The 16,463-nt window shown below is 71.1% G+C and carries 18 protein-coding genes; 9 read left to right on the top strand and 9 right to left on the bottom strand.

The window, feature by feature from the left end; translation table 11 throughout:
• The first annotated feature begins 30 nt into the window (after positions 1-30).
• Entirely contained in the window at positions 31-1,017 is a 987-nt protein-coding gene (locus SHK19_RS12000) for a heme o synthase (RefSeq protein WP_405030421.1), read from the top strand.
• A 303-nt stretch (positions 1,018-1,320) separates the two neighbouring features.
• Here the strand turns inward: SHK19_RS12000 and SHK19_RS11995 are convergent, their stop codons facing one another.
• The 9 genes from SHK19_RS11995 to SHK19_RS11955 all read right to left on the bottom strand — a co-directional run bounded on the left by SHK19_RS11995 (position 1,321) and on the right by SHK19_RS11955 (position 10,055).
• Positions 1,321-2,223, bottom strand: coding sequence for a COX15/CtaA family protein (locus SHK19_RS11995; protein ID WP_322936343.1), 903 nt, complete (start codon positions 2,221-2,223; stop codon positions 1,321-1,323).
• Positions 2,214-2,996, bottom strand: coding sequence for an ABC transporter permease (locus SHK19_RS11990; protein WP_322936342.1), 783 nt, complete (start codon positions 2,994-2,996; stop codon positions 2,214-2,216). Before SHK19_RS11990 ends, SHK19_RS11995 begins: the two co-directional genes overlap by 10 nt.
• Positions 2,993-3,922 (bottom strand): ABC transporter ATP-binding protein, encoded by a 930-nt coding sequence (locus tag SHK19_RS11985; protein ID WP_322455194.1) that lies wholly within the window; start codon positions 3,920-3,922, stop codon positions 2,993-2,995. The genes SHK19_RS11990 and SHK19_RS11985 overlap by 4 nt, the downstream gene beginning before the upstream one ends.
• Positions 3,923-4,000: 78 nt before the next feature.
• Positions 4,001-4,168 (bottom strand): hypothetical protein, encoded by a 168-nt coding sequence (locus SHK19_RS11980; RefSeq protein ID WP_322455193.1) that lies wholly within the window; start codon positions 4,166-4,168, stop codon positions 4,001-4,003.
• Positions 4,165-5,751 (bottom strand): TRAFAC clade GTPase domain-containing protein, encoded by a 1,587-nt coding sequence (locus tag SHK19_RS11975; RefSeq protein ID WP_322936341.1) that lies wholly within the window; start codon positions 5,749-5,751, stop codon positions 4,165-4,167. Before SHK19_RS11975 ends, SHK19_RS11980 begins: the two co-directional genes overlap by 4 nt.
• A 1-nt stretch (position 5,752) precedes the next feature.
• On the bottom strand, positions 5,753-7,822 hold the full coding sequence (locus tag SHK19_RS11970; protein ID WP_322936340.1) for a GAP1-N2 domain-containing protein: 2,070 nt from the start codon (positions 7,820-7,822) through the stop codon (positions 5,753-5,755).
• Complete coding sequence (locus SHK19_RS11965; RefSeq protein WP_322455190.1) at positions 7,819-8,457, bottom strand: hypothetical protein; 639 nt, start codon at positions 8,455-8,457, stop codon at positions 7,819-7,821. The genes SHK19_RS11970 and SHK19_RS11965 overlap by 4 nt, the downstream gene beginning before the upstream one ends.
• Before the next feature lie 206 nt (positions 8,458-8,663).
• Positions 8,664-9,392 (bottom strand): hypothetical protein, encoded by a 729-nt coding sequence (locus SHK19_RS11960; protein WP_322455189.1) that lies wholly within the window; start codon positions 9,390-9,392, stop codon positions 8,664-8,666.
• A gap of 24 nt (positions 9,393-9,416) precedes the next feature.
• Positions 9,417-10,055, bottom strand: coding sequence for a hypothetical protein (locus SHK19_RS11955; RefSeq protein WP_322455188.1), 639 nt, complete (start codon positions 10,053-10,055; stop codon positions 9,417-9,419).
• A 93-nt stretch (positions 10,056-10,148) separates the two neighbouring features.
• Between SHK19_RS11955 and SHK19_RS11950 the strand changes: the two genes are divergently transcribed.
• The 8 genes from SHK19_RS11950 to sufC all read left to right on the top strand — a co-directional run bounded on the left by SHK19_RS11950 (position 10,149) and on the right by sufC (position 16,461).
• Positions 10,149-10,511 carry a hypothetical protein gene (locus tag SHK19_RS11950; RefSeq protein WP_322455187.1) on the top strand — a complete coding sequence of 121 codons (363 nt, stop codon included), beginning with the start codon at positions 10,149-10,151 and terminating at the stop codon, positions 10,509-10,511.
• Positions 10,508-10,939 carry a hypothetical protein gene (locus SHK19_RS11945; RefSeq protein ID WP_322455186.1) on the top strand — a complete coding sequence of 144 codons (432 nt, stop codon included), beginning with the start codon at positions 10,508-10,510 and terminating at the stop codon, positions 10,937-10,939. The genes SHK19_RS11950 and SHK19_RS11945 overlap by 4 nt, the downstream gene beginning before the upstream one ends.
• Before the next feature lie 92 nt (positions 10,940-11,031).
• A complete protein-coding gene (locus SHK19_RS11940) occupies positions 11,032-11,997 on the top strand; it encodes a carboxypeptidase-like regulatory domain-containing protein (RefSeq protein ID WP_322936339.1) in 966 nt (321 codons plus the stop codon).
• A 73-nt stretch (positions 11,998-12,070) separates the two neighbouring features.
• On the top strand, positions 12,071-12,748 hold the full coding sequence (locus SHK19_RS11935; protein ID WP_322455600.1) for a helix-turn-helix transcriptional regulator: 678 nt from the start codon (positions 12,071-12,073) through the stop codon (positions 12,746-12,748).
• Positions 12,745-14,163: a Fe-S cluster assembly protein SufB gene (gene sufB, locus SHK19_RS11930; protein WP_322455184.1), complete on the top strand. Its 1,419-nt coding sequence runs from the start codon at positions 12,745-12,747 to the stop codon at positions 14,161-14,163. The genes SHK19_RS11935 and sufB overlap by 4 nt, the downstream gene beginning before the upstream one ends.
• Complete coding sequence (sufD, locus tag SHK19_RS11925) at positions 14,160-15,371, top strand: Fe-S cluster assembly protein SufD (protein WP_322936338.1); 1,212 nt, start codon at positions 14,160-14,162, stop codon at positions 15,369-15,371. Before sufB ends, sufD begins: the two co-directional genes overlap by 4 nt.
• The gene (locus SHK19_RS11920) at positions 15,368-15,703 is read left to right on the top strand and encodes a non-heme iron oxygenase ferredoxin subunit (RefSeq protein ID WP_322936337.1); all 336 of its coding nucleotides are present in this window, start codon (positions 15,368-15,370) and stop codon (positions 15,701-15,703) included. The genes sufD and SHK19_RS11920 overlap by 4 nt, the downstream gene beginning before the upstream one ends.
• Complete coding sequence (gene sufC, locus SHK19_RS11915; protein WP_322455181.1) at positions 15,700-16,461, top strand: Fe-S cluster assembly ATPase SufC; 762 nt, start codon at positions 15,700-15,702, stop codon at positions 16,459-16,461. Before SHK19_RS11920 ends, sufC begins: the two co-directional genes overlap by 4 nt.
• Positions 16,462-16,463: the final 2 nt, after the last annotated feature.

The raw sequence follows: 16,463 nt of genomic DNA, 5'->3' as shown, positions 1-16,463 counted from the left end.
GATAGACTCGGGCCGCTCTAACCCCGCGCCGTGAGGTTCCCTGTGACGACCGTCGACCCTGACCGCCCAGCCGCCCGGCTGGTCGTCGGAGTGAACGGCGTCGTCGAGCCGGGAGCCGCGCTGGAGCGGGCGTCGGCACGCGACGTCGTCATGGCGTACGTCAGCCTGACCAAGCCCCGCGTGATCGAGCTGCTGCTGCTCACCACGGTCCCCGTGATGTTCTTCGCCGCGGGCGGGGTGCCGGGCCTCGGACTGGTCGTCGCGACCGTGCTCGGTGGCGCGTTGTCGGCGGGCTCCGCGTCGGTCTTCAACTGCGTCTACGACCGCGACATCGACGAGCAGATGCGTCGCACCCGCCGCCGGGCGCTGCCGCGGCACATCATCAGCCCGCGAGCGGCGCTGGTGTTCGGGTTTGTGCTCGGGATCCTGTCCACGGTGATCCTCTACGCGTGGGTCAACCCGCTGTCGGCGGGGCTGTCGGTGGCGGCCAACGCCTTCTACGTCTTCGGCTACACGATGCTGCTCAAGCGACGGACGACCCAGAACATCGTGTGGGGCGGCATCGCGGGCTGCTTCCCGGCCCTCATCGGCTGGACCGCGGTCACCAACGAGCTCGCCTGGGCACCCGTCGTCCTGTTCGGGGTGGTGTTCTTCTGGACGCCGCCGCACACCTGGGCGCTCGCGCTGCGCTACCGCGAGGACTACAAGCAGGTCGACGTGCCGATGCTGCCCGTGGTCCGCTCGGCCCGCACGGTCGCCCGGCAGATCATCGCCTACAGCTGGGTCATGGTCGCGACCAGCTTGGTGCTGTGGCCGGTGGCCGGCACCGGGCTGCTGTACCCGATCGCCGCGGCTGTGCTCGGTGCGGTCTTCCTGGTGCAGGCCCACCAGCTGGAGCGTCGCGCGCGGGACACCGAGGACCTCTCCGTCATCCGCCCGATGCACCTCTTCCACAGCAGCAACCTCTATCTCTCGCTGCTGTTCGTCGCCGTCGCCATCGATCCGCTGCTGCGCTGAGCGGCCCTCGCCGGCACTTGCGAATCCGCTGGTGACCGCCGCCGAACGCTGACGAAACCGCGCTCCACGGTCAGGTTTAACATCCGATATCGGATGTGATCGCGACGTGTGGCAAAGACGTGACCGGTTCCGAAAATCCTGGTTCCATCGTGTCAGGTGTTCCTCGCGGGACGCCGTTCGGCAGGTGGACCGGTGCCCCGGTCGCCGGTCGAGCCCTCCTTGGACGACGATGCACGCCCCTCGGGACGTCGGCGCGCTCCAACGCCAACGTCCCGGGGAGGTGCCGTCGGGCCGGCCCGCTCCTCAGCCTGTGGGCTGGTGTGCCCAGGTGGAGATCGCGACCCAGGCGAGCGCGGCCGCGGTGAGAGCGGCCCCGAGCATGTGCAGGAGGACCAGCGCGATCGGCAGGTCGAGGAAGTACTGCGTGTAGCCGACGACTCCCTGCCCGGCCTCGACGGCGAGCAGCGCGAGGGCGGCGGTGCGCAGCGGCAGGTTGCCGTCGCGACGCGCCAGCACGACCGTCGCGATGGTCAGGGCGACCAACACGTAGACCGCCCACGCGTGGACGTGGGACATGGTCCCGGGGTCGAGCCCGGTCCGGCGCGAGTCCTCGTCGCCGCTGTGGGGACCGGAGCCGGTGACCACGGTGCCGAGGTAGAGCACCACCCACCCGGCGACGAAGGTGGCGAGGGCGGCGCGGCGCGTCCAGGGCAGCGCCCACGCCCGGGGCCGGCCGACCAGTCGGTCGAGCAGCAGGACGCAGGCGCCGATGATCGCCATCGACACCAGCAGGTGCAGCGCGACCACCCAGGGGTTCAGGTCGGTGTGGACGGTGATGCCGCCGATGACAGCCTGCGCGGGGATGCCGAGCGCGATGACGGTGGCGATGAGGAGGGGACGCCGGTCGCCGCCGCAGTCCCGCCGCGCGTGGGCGAGTGCGGCGGCCCAGCAGGCGACGGCGATCGCGACCAGCACGAAGGTCAGCATCCGGTTGCCGAACTCGATCGCGCCGTTGATCCCGAGCTCGTCGTGCACGACGTACGACTCCTCGGTGCACCGGGGCCAGGTCGGGCAGCCCAGGCCGGAGCCGGTCAGCCGGACGGCACCGCCGGTGAGGACGATCCCGATGTTCGCGACCAGGTTGGCCCAGGACAGAGGGACGAGGAGCCGGGACGGGGCGGTGCGCACCGCCGCGGTCACTCCCACCGGAACCACCGGGCCGCCGCGGCGCCGCCGGCGACGGCCCACGCGGCGAGCACCACCAGTTCACGGACGGCGACACTGCCTTCGCAGGCAGCGCGCATGGCCTCGCCGAGCGCGCCCGACGGCAGCCACGAGACGACGTCGCCGAGCTCGCCGTAAGCCGCCGCGGGGAGCACGACGGCGCCGCCCGCGAGCAGCAGCAGGTAGACCAGGTTGGCCGCCGCGAGGGTCGCCTCCGCCCGCAGCGTGCCCGCCAGGAGCATGCCGAGCCCCGCGAACGCCGCCGTCCCGAGCAGGACCGCGAGGACCAGCCCCACCACGTCGATGTCGGGCGACCACCCGAGCAGCAGACCGGCGGCCCCGAGCACCAGGAACTGCAGCACCTCCACGCACAGCAGCGCGCCGATCTTGCCGCCGAGGAGCGCGCCCCGGGTCAGGGGAGCAGCGCCGAGGCGCTTGAGGACGCCGTACCGCCGCTCGAACCCGGTCGCGATCGCCAGCGACGTGAAGGCCGTCGACATCACGGCCAGCGCCAGCACCCCCGGGGTCAGCACGTCGACCGAGGTGTGCGGGGAGTCGAGGTCGAGCCGGGGCGCTCCCCGGACCGCGCCGACGAGGACGAGCAGCGGGATCACGACGGCGAGCAGCAGCTGCTCGCCGTTGCGCAGCAGCAGCCGGGTCTCCATCGCCGCCTGGGCCAGCACCTGCCGTCCGAGGGGGGCGGCGCCCGGCGCGGGAGCGAAGGTGCCGACGCTCAGGTCTTGCGGGGTATTCACGTGGTCGTCTCGCGTCCGGTGAGCTCGAGGAAGACGTCCTCGAGGTTGCGCTGGCCGAGCGTCAGCGACTCGGGGAGCACGCCGTGCTCCTCGCACCAGCGGGAAACGACCGCCAGGGTCGAGCCGTCCGCCGGTCCGGAGACCTGGAGGCTGTGCCGGTCGAGCACCACCAGCTCGGTGGCCGCCCCTAGTGCCGAGGCGAGCGACTCGGGAGCACCCGGGGGGAACGGCTGCGTGACGACGAGCCGGATGGTGGCCACGGTGCCGCCCCGGGTGAGCTCGAGCGGCGAGCCGCTGGCGACCAGCTTTCCCTTGTCGAGGATGTGCACCTGGTCGGCGAGCCGCTCGGCCTCCTCGAGGTAGTGCGTCGTCAGCACGACGGTCACGCCGTCGGCCCGCAGCTCCTCGAGCAGCTCCCAGACGGTGCGGCGTACCTGGGGGTCGAGGCCGGCGGTGGGCTCGTCGACGAAGACCAGCTCCGGTCGGCCGACGAGCGCCATGGCGAGGCCCAGCCGCTGCTGCTGCCCACCCGACAGCCGGCGATACGGCGTCCGACCGCAGTCGTGCAGGGCGAGCCGGTCCATGAGCAACCCGATGTCGAGCGGGTGGGCGTGCAGCCGGGCGACGTGGCGGAGCATCTCGTCCGCGCGGACCCCACTCCAGGCACCGCCGGCCTGGAGCATCACCCCGATCCGTGGCATCAGTGCCCGACGGTCGGCAACGGGATCGAGCCCGAGCACCCGGACCCTGCCCTCGTGCGGCCGGCGATAGCCCTCGCAGGTCTCCAGGGTCGTCGTCTTGCCGGCTCCGTTCGGGCCGAGCACGGCGGTGATCGTGTCGGCCGCGACCTCGAGCGACAGCCCGTCGACGGCCACCTTCCCGCCGTACGACATGCGGAGATCGGTGATCTCAACGACGGCCGGCACGGGCGTCAGTCTACGGAGCGGGCCGGTTGCTCCCGGACCGCCCCCGGAGCCGTGGAACGACGTCGTCGGCCGGGTGGGTCAGAGCAGATCGCGGGCCCAGTCGGTCACGTCGCCGATCAGCTCACCGGGCGGGACGGCCTGGAACACCAGCGCGAACAGGACCAGCAGCAGCCCGACCTGCAGCACCGTCCACAGGACCCGGAGCGCACGGTAGTGCGGAGGCACGTCGTCCCGAGGAGTGCTCACTTGAGAGCCCCTTCCAGCTCGTTGTCGGCGTCCGGTCGCGCCATCGCCTCGACCCAGAAGCCGGCTTCGTGGAATGCCCAGTCGAGGACGTTGAACGGGTGCAACGGATCGTCCTGGTCGCGCTGGCTGTAGCTGTCGACGGCGAAGTAGCCGACGGTGCCGAAGTCGCTCTCGATGGTCGCCACGAAGTCGTCGAGGCCACGGTTGGACAGCCAGCGGCGCACGGCGCCGCCGTCAGCCGCGTCGAGGACGTCCTCGCCCATGAGCTCGTGGACGATGTCGGCCTTGCTCACCACGACGCCGAGGTGCTTGCCGGTCAGGTCGACCTGCTCGGCCTTCAGCCGCTGGACCACGCTGCGGTAGGCCCGGGTCGGGTCGCCGTCGGCGACGGACACCGATCCCGCGAGATCGGAGGCGTCGTAGAGGGGCATCACCTTGGGCAGGGCGAGTGGGTCGAGCATGAGCAGGATGACGTCGGAGGTGTCGAAGTAGACCAGCGCACGAGACCGGTCCTCGTCGGCGAACGCCTCGCCGGCGGCGTCCATCAGCTGCACCTCCTTGTCGACGGTGCCCTGGGTCAGCCGGAACGGCAGCCCCTCGGGACGGTCGTCCCACGGAGTCTTCGCGACGCGCCGACCGGTCGTGACGGCGGCCTCGGCGGCCTTGAGGAAGGCGCGCGACGTCGGTGAGATCGCCGTGAACTCACCGTGGTGGGCCTTGACCCGGTCGGCGATGCTGATGACCGCCGCGGAAAGGAACTGGGTCTTGCCGGAGGCGACGGCGCCGATGACCGGCAGGAACATCACCTGGCGGGTGCCGCTGCCCCTGGGCAGCTCGCGCCGGCAGGTCGGGCAGACGGCGACCAGGTGCTGGCCCCCCGCCCGGACGGTGGCCGGGATGATCGCCTGGCAGGAGCACCGCCGGTGGAACACCCCGAGCGGCCCCGGGCTCAGGTCGCGGTGGATCACCAGGCACCCCGTGTTGGTGCACAGGTAGCTCGGGGTGTGATCGACCGCATAGCAACGCGGGCACCGTGAGGTGGTCCGGCGCTGCGTCCGCAGGGTGGCCTCGATCGTCCGGCGGGCCCCGATCGTCGCGGCCTGCGCGACGGCAAGCGCTCCACCCGCCACGGCGATCACCAGGTGCCAGGCGCCGACCGAGACCACGAGGCCGACGAGGGCACCCACCAGCGCCGGCAGGACCACGATCACCCAGAGCACGGCGGTGACGACCGAGACGGCGGTGCGCACCGCGCCCTCACCCGGACGCCACCACAGCGACCGTGCGAATGCGATCGTGCGCGTGCCCAGGTCCTGAGCGCCAGAGCGGACCGCTGCCGCGTCGCGCAGGCCCTGGTGCGGCAGGTAGAGCGGCCACGCGCGGTCCCAGCCGAACCGGCTGTGCGCGCCGTGGGAGGTCTGGAGGACCCTGCCGTCGGCAACGGCGTCCGGGGTGGTGATGTCAGGACGGGAGAGCCGGCCGGTGTAGCAGAGCGCGGGAACGACGACCCCAACGACGGCGCCGGCAGCACCGGCGATGATCGCCGAGGCCGCCCACCAGGCCGCGATACTTGCGAACAGCACTTCAGGCTCCCTTGGCTTTGCCGAACCGTCCGCCGCGGCCCCGCCGCCGTTCGGGGCCGGCGGAGCGGAGCAGGGCATCCAGTCGGTCCCGCTCCGGACGCTCCCATTCTCCGCGGATCCGGGTCAGCGTTGTCGACTTCACGTCTTCGGTCAGGAATTCCAGCGCGCCGGTCGCCATCGAGGGATGCGGGCTGTCGGCCACCTTGACGGCGCGCAGCACGACGTCGGACTTCCCGTCGGTCGCGAACCGGCTCCGGAGCGCGGTCCGCACGCCCTCGCCCGCCCAGCTCCCGGCTTCGCCCGCGACGTACTCGACCGCGCGGGCGTCGACCGCGTCGATCAGGCAGGCGCCGAGGTGGGGAGCGACGGCCGGCCCCCAGTCAGCCAGGTCGCCGAGCAGCGGCTTGAGTGCGGGATTGGCCCGGTCCTGCACCCGGGCGCGCGCCGCCTCGATCCGCTCGTGGACGGCGGCATAGTCCATCGCCAGCTCGGCCAGTTCCTCGTCGGGGAAGTCCGAGCCCCAGTAGGGCGCGTGCAGCACGGCGTCGAGGAGCTCGTCGTACGACGGGTTGCTCGACCCCTGACCGTTGCGGAGCGCCACCACGGCGTTGCGGACCACAGCGGCCAGCCGGACGTCGAGGCCCTGGTGCCGCAACCACGCCGCGACCAGCAGGTTGTCGCGGGGCAGGATGGGGCGACCGATCGCGATCGGCCAGGTCCTGGTCCTGAGCCTGACGTGTGCCAGAGCGTCGGCGCGCTGCTCGCGCGGCAGCCGCCCGACGGCGGCGGCGGCGAGCCAGGGGTGGACGGCCGCGGCGTCGGGCTCGTCGGCCAGCCAGTCCCACGAGCCGTTGACCACGGACAGCTCGGCGGCCCGTTCGTGGGCGTCGAGGTCTCCGGCGAGCCGGCTCACCAGTCGCTGCAGCCCGTCTCGTGAGACTCGGTCGAGCACCGCGGCGATGTCCGTCGCACCGATGGTCCGCATCCGGTCGCGGGTGTCCCGTGCTGCCGTGATCTCGTCGGGCGTGCTCGGCGACCAGTCCGCCAGCGCGTCGATGATCGAGGGCTCCGGGCGCAGCAGCGCGTCGGTGGCGCCGGCGTCGTCGAGCGCTTCGAGCAGCTCCAGGGCGAGCGTCCAGGCATCGGCGGTCGGGATGGCGCCGTGCAGCGCGGACGCGGCTCGTGCGGCGAGCTCGGGTCCGGCAGCCGCCTCCCAGCGGGCCGCGAGAGCGAACGCCGGCCGCTCCGCCGCCGACGCCCCGTCGAGGAGCGCGGCGACCCGCGCCAGACTGCTGTCACTGGGCTGGACGTCGCTGACCGTCCGCCGCTCGAGGTCGACCACGCGGGCGCCGACGACGGGTTCGAGCTCGAACTCGGGGCTGAGGCCGACGACGGCGGCGTCGGTGCGCGACGGGTCGTCCACGAGGGCGCGGAACGTCAGCCTCGCCGTGCTCTCGTCGTCCAGCAGGAGCGAACCCGCCGCGATCCACCGCATCACGACGTCCAGGTCGCGGTGGATGAGCACCACCCGCCGAGGAACATCGCTGGCGGCGGCCTCGAGCATGGTCAGGTAGCGGGGGAGGACGCGGACGGCCCACGGGTCGTGGCTCAGCATCACCCGGAGTGCCTCGGCCTCGAAGTCGGGACGGACCGCCGACGGGACGGGCCAGGGCTCGAGCTCACCACTCGGCGTCGCCGCGAGGCTCCACGCGGACGCTGCGTAGAGCTGTGCTGGGCGGTAGCCCCCGAAGTCGACGATGTCGTCGGTCACCACGACCTGGGTGACCACGTTGCCCGAGCGTCCGCTGAGCGTGAGCCCCGTCGAGTGGCCCCGGGCGAGGTAGTGCCGGCCGCCGTGGCGGCTGTAGGCGCAGGTCGGGGGATGGGCCAGCTCGTCGTGGTCGTGGTCCCACGTGGGGTGCACCCGGTGGAGCAGCTCCTCGCGGATGCGCCGGCGATCCTCGACCGTGATGCCCGCGCTGAGCGCCCGGAAGTTGAACCCGTCGACCCCGTCGACGGACTCGTCGGCCGTCGTGTCCGAGTAGACGGCGACGTCGAGCACTCCCGTCATCGCCGGAAGCGGGAGGATCCCGAGGACTCGCGGTTCCGGGCGTCGGCGAACTTCTGGGTCACGTCGCCGAGCTGCTGGAGGACGTCCTCGAGTCGGATCGAGGCGGCCGCCATCGAGTCGCGCAGTGAGGACGTGATGGAGACGAGGTCGCGGAGGGCGGTGTCGGCGTGCACCGCGGCGTCGGCGGTTGCTGCGTCGATGAGTGCGCGGGACTCACGCTCGGCCGCGGCCCGGTCGGTCTCGGCCGCGCGACGGGTCTCAGCCAGCAGCTGCTCGGCCTCGGCCTTGTTCCGCGCCGCGTCCTCGCGAGCGGCCGCGGCATCGGCCGCCGCCTCCTCCGCCTGTCGTGTCGCGGCGGCGGCGATCTCCTCGGCGCGGGCGCTGGCGTCCGCCAGGATCTGCTCAGCGCGTCCCTTCGCCTCGGCGGCGGCGAGCGTCTTCTGGGTCTCGGCGTCGCCGGCGACGCCGTCGGCGATCCGCTGCGCCTGCAGCACGATCGCGTCGGCCTCGGTGAGAGCAGCCCTGCGGATCTCTGCTGCCTGGGCGAGCTCCTGCTCGGCGCGGCTCTTCAGGTCGAACACCTCGCGCATCTCGTGCGCGGTCGGGTCGGGGCCCGAGCCGGTGTGGGTGGTCATGGATCCCCCGTGTGGAGCATGAAAGGTGTGCCGTGGAGCTGCGTCTGGAGCGGGCCGCGCCGGAAGAAGGGCGTGCCCAACCTCGGCATTCTTGTACACGATGTCGTGGGCGACAGAATTTCGAGTTATCAGATCCGAAACCGATGGACGGAGCGGACCCGTTTCCCGGCGGGGCGGTCCGCCGTCCTGAACGTCGGGATGGTGGGTCAGCGGTTGCGCACCCGGCGCAGCCGATCCGCGGCGCCGCCCGGCCGGCCGAAGTGACGGGGAGGTACGCCGTTCGCCGGGTCGGTGCCGGTGGTGTCGGCGTCCGGTGCCGCTGAGGCCTCCGGAGCCGGATCGGTCCCGGCCCGGCTCGACGAGTCGAGGTCGGCGCGGAGCCCGGCGTTCGTGGAAGGGATCCCGGAAAGAGTCGTCGAGAGGTCGTCGAGGGCGACACACAGCCCGGAGACGACGTCGGAGGTGGCATCGAGGTGGCCGTGCGCGGTCTGGTGGATCTCGTCGAGCTGCTGCCGGCGGTGCAAGGCAGCCTCGCGGCGCGCGGTCGCCCGGAGCGCGTCTGCCTGGACGGCGGCCGATTCGCGGCGTACCTCCGCTCGAGCCAGCGCCGCTGCCGCATCGTCGGCGGCCTCTGCAGCGGTGACCCGGATGCTCGCGGCCTGGGCCTCGGCCTCCGCGATCGCGGAGGCGGCTGCGGCGCGTGCGTCGGCGAGTGCGGCGGCGTCCGACTGCTCTCCGTCGGAGATGATCGTCTCGGCGGACTGGCGCGCTCCCGCCTCGAGGGCGGCCGCGACCGCTCTCGCCTGCTCGCGGACCTCGACCACTTCGCGAGCGACCTGTTCCTTGGTCTCGGCAGCGCGCGCCACCGCGGCCTCGGCCTGAGCCCGGAGCTCGGCAACGAGGTCGGCGGTCCCGCCTCCCAGGGGTGTGGTCACGGCACCCAGGTTACCCACACGGGATCAGTCCTCGCCGGATTCATCGCGATCGACTGAGGGGATCGACTCCCGTGCGCCGGACAGCGCCGCGAGGACGTCGGAGAGTCGTGCCGACGCAGCGCTGATCGCGTCGTTGAGCCCCGCCGCGACCTGGTCGAGCTGGTCGAGGGCGCTGTTGCTCTCCGCGGTGACGTGGGTCACGGCGGCCGCGCGGAGCTCGGCGGTCTCGCGTGCCGACGCCTCGCGCTCGAACTCGGCCATCCGGCGTGCGGTCTCGATCAGCTCGGCGGCCGACGTCTCGAGCTCCTCCGCCCGTATGGACGTCGCCGATGCGTCGCTTCGGATCCGCTCGGCATCCACCTCGGCCTCGGCGAGGATCGAGCGCGCAGCTCCCGTGGCCTCCGCGATGATCTCTTCGGCTCGGCCCCGCGCCTCGGCGGAGGCGAGCGACACCTTCGAGGCCGCTTCCTCCTGGACGGCGATCGCCGCCTCCTGAGCGAGCGCGACGATCTGGTCCGCCTCGCTCAGCGCGTCCCGGCGGGTCGCCAGGGAGTCGGCGATCTCGGACTCGGCGCGCTGGCGCATCTCGTACAGCGAGCGGAGCTCCTCGGCAAGCGAACCTGAGGTGCTCGGACCCGATGGAGCGGTGTCGGGAGGCGGCATGGTGGTCGGATCGTAACGCCCTCGCTCAACCGTGTCAGCCGATTGTCAGGTGCGGGAACCGACCCCCTCTCCACGGTCACTAGGCTTCCTGCCGTGAGTCCCTGGGTTCTCGGCGCGGTTCTCGTGCTCTGCGGGATCACGGTGATCGTCCTGGTCGTCCACCTGGTCCGCGACCGAGCCGCCGAGGACAGCATGTTCGTGCTCCTCGGCGTCACCGAGCTGGTCCTGCTCGGCCAGCTGGTGGCGGGTTGCGTCGCCCTGGCCAACACCGAGCGTGACGTCGACGGGACCCTGTTCGTGAGCTATCTCGTCGGCGTCGCCCTCGCTCTGCCGATCGGCGCGTTCTGGTCACTGGCCGAGCGCACCCGCGCCGGCACCGCCGTCGTCCTGCTCGCCGTGCTGACGGTCGTCGCGCTCGAGGTGCGGCTGGACGCGATCTGGGCGGGTGCGGCGTGAGCCGGGTCGACATCGAGCCGCCGAACGCGCTGGCCGTCGGGTGGGGCCGCGCCCTCGTCTTCGGCTACGGCGTCTTCGCGGTCGCCGCCACCGGCCGGTCGCTGGTCCAGCTCAGCGCCGATGCCGGCAAGGCGCCGCTGGCGTACTCACTTTCATTGTTCGCGGCCGTGGTCTACCTGGTCGCCACGACCGCGCTGCTCCTGGGCGGCCGCACCGGCTGGCGGCTCGCTGCCGTTGCCGTGTGCGTCGAGCTGCTGGGGGTGCTGTCGGTCGGCGCACTCAGTCTTGCCGCGACCGACCTGTTCCCCGACAAGACGGTCTGGTCGCACTTCGGGCAGGGCTACGGGTTCCTGCCGCTGGTGCTGCCGTTCGCCGGCCTCGCCTGGCTGCGGCACACGCGACCCCGTGCTGCTGGTTATCCGATCTGATCGTGTTGCTCGCCAAATACCTCCTGAATGCCGGGCCGCGTCGTTGACTTGAGCGGTCCGGCCGCGCCTGTGGCGGACGCAAGGGAGTGGACATGCTCGGATTTCAGCGGCTGTGCCTTGCCGTCGTCCTGGTCGTCGTCGGGCTCGGCGCCACGGCGTCGCCGACGTACGCCGTGGACACGGTCACCGTCAGCGGCGTCGTGCTGGGCCACGACGGTCAGCCGGTCCAGGGCGCGACGATCGAGGTCGTCCCCGACCCGGACACCGATGACTGTCCGGAGGCCGACCACAGCCAGAGCCCGGCCGTGCTCGCGACGACCGATGCAGCGGGGCGCTACTCGTTCACCTGCACCGCGGGCTTCCCGTGGGTCACGGCGATCCTTCCCTCGGGCGAGTTCGCGGGGTGGCGGACCTTCCAGCCAGGCGTGTACGACGACGTCGTCTTCCGGGCGTACGCCACCCGCGGCTCCATCTCGGGCACGGTCTACGACGGCCACGGAGCGCCAGCTGCCGGCGCCGAGATGATGTTCGTCTGGGACGTGCCCGGCGCCGGGGCCTACGACTACTTCACCGCGGACGACGCCGGCCGGTACCGGATCGACCGCCTCTACCCCGGAGTGCGGTACACGGTCTACGTGAACGTCGGCGACTGGGGCGAGGAGTACGTCTTCACCGCGACCGAGGGGGACCTCACCCACGACTTCGTGGCCCCACCGGCCCCACCGGTGGACGAGGTCCCCGGTGGAGCGATCACCGGGGTGAGCGGCGATCGCCGGCTGAAGGTCAGCGGCTGGGCGTACGACGACACCGCCGTCGCCAAGGTGAAGGTCGCGATCCGCAACCGCGCCACCGGGCGCTGGCTCCGCCTGAACGGCAGCTGGGGTCGCTACCAGCGCCACGTCGTCAGGATGACGAAGCCGGGTGAGCCGCGGACCGGCTGGTGGCTGACCAGACGGCTGCCGCCGGGCAGCTACGGCATCTCGCTGGTGGTCGTCGACGACTCGGGGAACCGGAATGTCGGGCCGCGGCCGTGGCGTTCCATCCGGGTGCGCAGGTGACGCCTGGCGGCAGTTAGGGTTGCCTTGCTTGAAGGGCCGGAAGCATTAACGTCACACTGTTGTTGTGGAAAACATGGACCCGGTCATCGACGCACCGACGCGCCAACGCGTTGCGCGGTCGATCCTGGTCAACGGCCCCTCCACCGCGGCGGCGCTCGCTGAGCGCCTCAACCTGACCCCGGCCGCCGTGCGCCGTCACCTCGACCACCTGGTCGAGGAGGGCGCCGTCGAGGCCCGCGACCAGCGTCCCGCCGGCCATCGCGGCCGCGGGCGTCCCGCCAAGGTGTTCGCGCTCACCGAGCACGGACGCGACGGCTTCGAGGCCCAGTACGACGACCTCGCCGCCGAGGCGATCAGGTTCCTGGCCGAGACGGTCGGTCCCGCGGCCGTCAAGGCGTTCGCGGAGCGGCGGGCGTCCTTCATCGAGGAGCGATTCCCGCAGGTCGCGGCCGAGCACCCGGAGGCGACGCCGGCGGAGGTGCTCGCGATGGTGTTCACCGACGAGGGCTACGCGGCATCCGTCCGACAGCTGCCGGTCGTGGGGGAGCAGCTGTGCCAGCAGCACTGCCCCGTCTCCCACGTCGCCCACGAGTTCCCGCAGCTGTGCGAGGCCGAGACCGAGGCGATCGGCCGCGTCCTCGGCACCCATGTCCAGCGGCTGGCGACCATCGCCCACGGCGACGGCGTCTGCACCACGTGCATCCCGGCCACCCCCTCGACCGACAGAGAGAAGGAGCAGGTCACCTCATGACCTCCATCGAAGACCTCAATCCCGAGCTGAAGGGGATCGGTCGCTACGAGTTCGGTTGGTCCGACAAGAACGACGTCGGCGCCGACGCGAAGCGCGGCCTCAACGAGGAGGTCGTCCGCGACATCTCCTCGAAGAAGTCCGAGCCGCAGTGGATGCTCGACCTCCGGCTGAAGGGCCTCAAGCTCTTCGGGCGCAAGCCCATGCCCACCTGGGGGTCCGACCTCAGCGCGATCGACTTCGACAACATCAAGTACTTCGTGCGGTCGTCGGAGAAGCAGGCAGCCACGTGGGACGACCTGCCCGAGGACATCAAGAACACCTACGACAAGCTCGGCATCCCCGAGGCCGAGAAGCAGCGCCTCGTCTCCGGCGTCGCGGCCCAGTACGAGTCCGAGGTCGTCTACCACTCGATCCGCGAGGACCTCGAGGCCCAGGGCGTGCTGTTCCTCGACACCGACACCGCCCTGCGCGAGCAGCCGGAGCTGTTCCAGGAGTACTTCGGCACGGTGATCCCGGTCGGCGACAACAAGTTCGCCGCGCTCAACACCGCGGTGTGGTCGGGCGGATCGTTCATCTACGTGCCCAAGGGTGTCCACGTCGACATCCCGCTGCAGGCCTACTTCCGGATCAACACCGAGAACATGGGTCAGTTCGAGCGGACGCTGATCATCGTCGACGAGGACGCCTACGTGCACTACGTCGAGGGCTGCACCGCGCCGATCTACTCGTCCGACTCGCTGCACTCCGCGGTCGTCGAGATCATCGTCAAGAAGGGCGGCCGCTGCCGCTACACGACCATCCAGAACTGGTCCAACAACGTCTACAACCTGGTGACCAAGCGCGCTGTCTGCGAGGCCGGCGCCACCATGGAGTGGGTCGACGGCAACATCGGCTCCAAGGTGACGATGAAGTACCCCGCCGTCTACCTGATGGGTGAGCACGCCAAGGGCGAGACGCTGTCCATCGCGTTCGCGGGGGAGGGCCAGCACCAGGACGCCGGCGCCAAGATGGTGCACGCGGCTCCGCACACGTCCAGCTCGATCCTGAGCAAGTCCGTGGCGCGCGGCGGCGGGCGTACGTCGTACCGCGGGCTGATCCAGATCAACGAGGGTGCGCACGGCTCGAAGTCAAACGTGCTGTGCGACGCGCTGCTGGTCGACCAGATCAGCCGGTCCGACACCTATCCCTACGTCGACATCCGCGAGGACGACGTGTCGATGGGCCACGAGGCCTCGGTCTCGAAGGTCTCCGACGACCAGCTCTTCTACCTGATGTCGCGAGGCATGCAGGAGGACGAGGCGATGGCGATGATCGTGCGCGGCTTCGTCGAGCCGATCGCCAAGGAGCTCCCGATGGAGTACGCCCTCGAGCTGAACCGACTGATCGAGCTGCAAATGGAAGGAGCCGTTGGGTGACCGCGGCCGTACTGAACGACGCGCTCGAGCAAGGGCACGTCGAGAGCCACCTCCACCCTGAGCCGACCTTCGACGTCGACGCTCATCCGGTCCCGAGCGGGCGTGAGGAGATCTGGCGGTTCACGCCTCTCAAGCGGCTCCGTGGGCTGCTCGACGGCGTCCCCTCGGACGGTCACCTCGACGTCAAGGAGGAGCTGCCTGCTGGCGTCACGGTGACCACGATCTCCACCGAGGAGGCGAAGGCGCTGGGTGTGACGCCCGCGTTCGACCGCCTCGGCGCGCTCGCGGTGGCCAACGCCGGGGGAGCGATCCTGGTGGACGTGCCGGCCGAGGCCGACCTCGACGGCCCGGTGCGCGTGCAGCTGCACGGGGCGTCGGTCGACGACGTCGTGTGGGGCCACCTCGTGCTCCGGGTGGGCGCCCACGCGCGGGCGACGGTCCTGGTCGAGCACACCGGCAGCACCACGTTCGACGCGTTCACCACCGTGCTCGTCGGCCATGGCGCCCAGCTGGACCTGGTCCACGTCAACGACTGGGACGACGACGCCGTGCATGCCGAGCAGATCAACATCCGGGTCGGCCGTGACGCGACGCTGCGGCAGTTCGAGTTCACCCTGGGTGGCGACCTCGTCCGCACCAGCACCAACGTCGACTACGCCGGTCCGGGCGGGTCCGCCGAGCTGTTCGGCCTCTACTTCGCCGACGCGGGCCAGCACTTCGAGCACCGGCTCTTCGTCGACCACAACGCACCGAAGACCAAGAGCCACGTGGTCTACAAGGGCGCGTTGCAGGGCGCGAAGGCGCACACCGTCTGGATCGGCAACGTCCTGATCCGCAAGGTCGCCGAGGACATCGAGACGTTCGAGGAGAACCGCAACCTGGTCCTCACCGACGGTTGTCGCGCCGACTCGGTCCCCAACCTGGAGATCGAGACCGGCGAGATCGCCGGTGCCGGTCACGCCTCGGCGGTCGGACGCTTCGACGACGAGCAGCTGTTCTACCTCCGCTCGCGCGGCATCTCCGAGCCGGAAGCCCGGCGGCTCGTCGTGCACGGCTTCTTCAACGACCTGATCCGCCGCGTCGGCGTACCGGAGCTGGAGGAGAAGCTGCTCGCGACGGTCGAGGACGAGCTCGCGAAGAACGTCCTGCGTCTCGATACGCCCTCGCCTGGCGGCTCGGGCTACTCGACGACCGAAGGAGAGGTATGACGTTCGAGCGCGCTTGCGCGCTGGCCGACGTGCCCAAGGACGAGGCCCTCGCGGTCACCCTTGGGGAGTACGACCTCGCCGTCGCTCGAGACGGCGACGAGTTCTTCGCCCTGCAGAACCAGTGCTCGCACGCAGCGGTCGCCCTCTCCGAGGGCGAGGTTGCCGATGGCACGGTGGAGTGCTGGCTGCACGGCTCGTGCTTCGAGCTGCGCACCGGCAAGCCCACCCACTTTCCCGCGACCGAGCCCGTCGCCACCTTCCCTGTCGAGGTGCGCGGCGATGAGCTCTTCGTCGACACCACCACCACGTTGAACGGAGTCACCCCCGCATGAGCACCCTCGAGATCAAGGACCTGCACGTCCAGGTCAACACCGAGGACGGCCCCAAGGAGATCCTCAAGGGCGTCACGCTGACCATCAAGGACGGCGAGACGCACGCGATCATGGGCCCCAACGGCTCGGGCAAGTCGACGCTGGCCTACTCGGTCGCCGGTCACCCTCGCTACGAGATCACCAAGGGCACGGTCCTCCTCGATGGCGAGGACGTGCTCGGGATGACGGTCGACGAGCGCGCCCGTGCTGGTCTGTTCCTCGCGATGCAGTACCCCGTCGAGGTCCCCGGCGTCTCGGTCGCCAACTTCCTCCGCACCGCCAAGACCGCCATCGACGGCGAGGCGCCGAAGCTGCGCACGTGGGTCAAGGACGTCAACGGCGTCATGGAGCGGATGAACCTCGACGCGTCGTTCTCGCAGCGCTCGGTCAACGAGGGCTTCTCCGGTGGTGAGAAGAAGCGGCACGAGATCGCCCAGCTCGACCTGCTCGACCCCAAGGTCGCGATCCTCGACGAGACCGACTCCGGCCTCGACATCGACGCGCTCAAGGTCGTGGCCGACGGCGTCAACGAGTTCCGCAAGCGCGAGAACAAGGGCGTCCTGCTGATCACGCACTACACGCGGATCCTGCGGTACATCAAGCCCGACTTCGTGCACGTCTTCGTCGCCGGCCGGGTGGCCGACGAGGGTGGTCCGGAGCTCGCCGACGAGCTCGAGGCCAACGGCTACGACAAGTACGTCAAGGCTGCGGCGGTCTGAGC

This window comes from Nocardioides bizhenqiangii, from assembly GCF_034661235.1.
Taxonomy (GTDB): Bacteria; Actinomycetota; Actinomycetes; order Propionibacteriales; family Nocardioidaceae; genus Nocardioides; species Nocardioides bizhenqiangii.
This window is presented reverse-complemented; position numbering and strand designations above follow the sequence as displayed.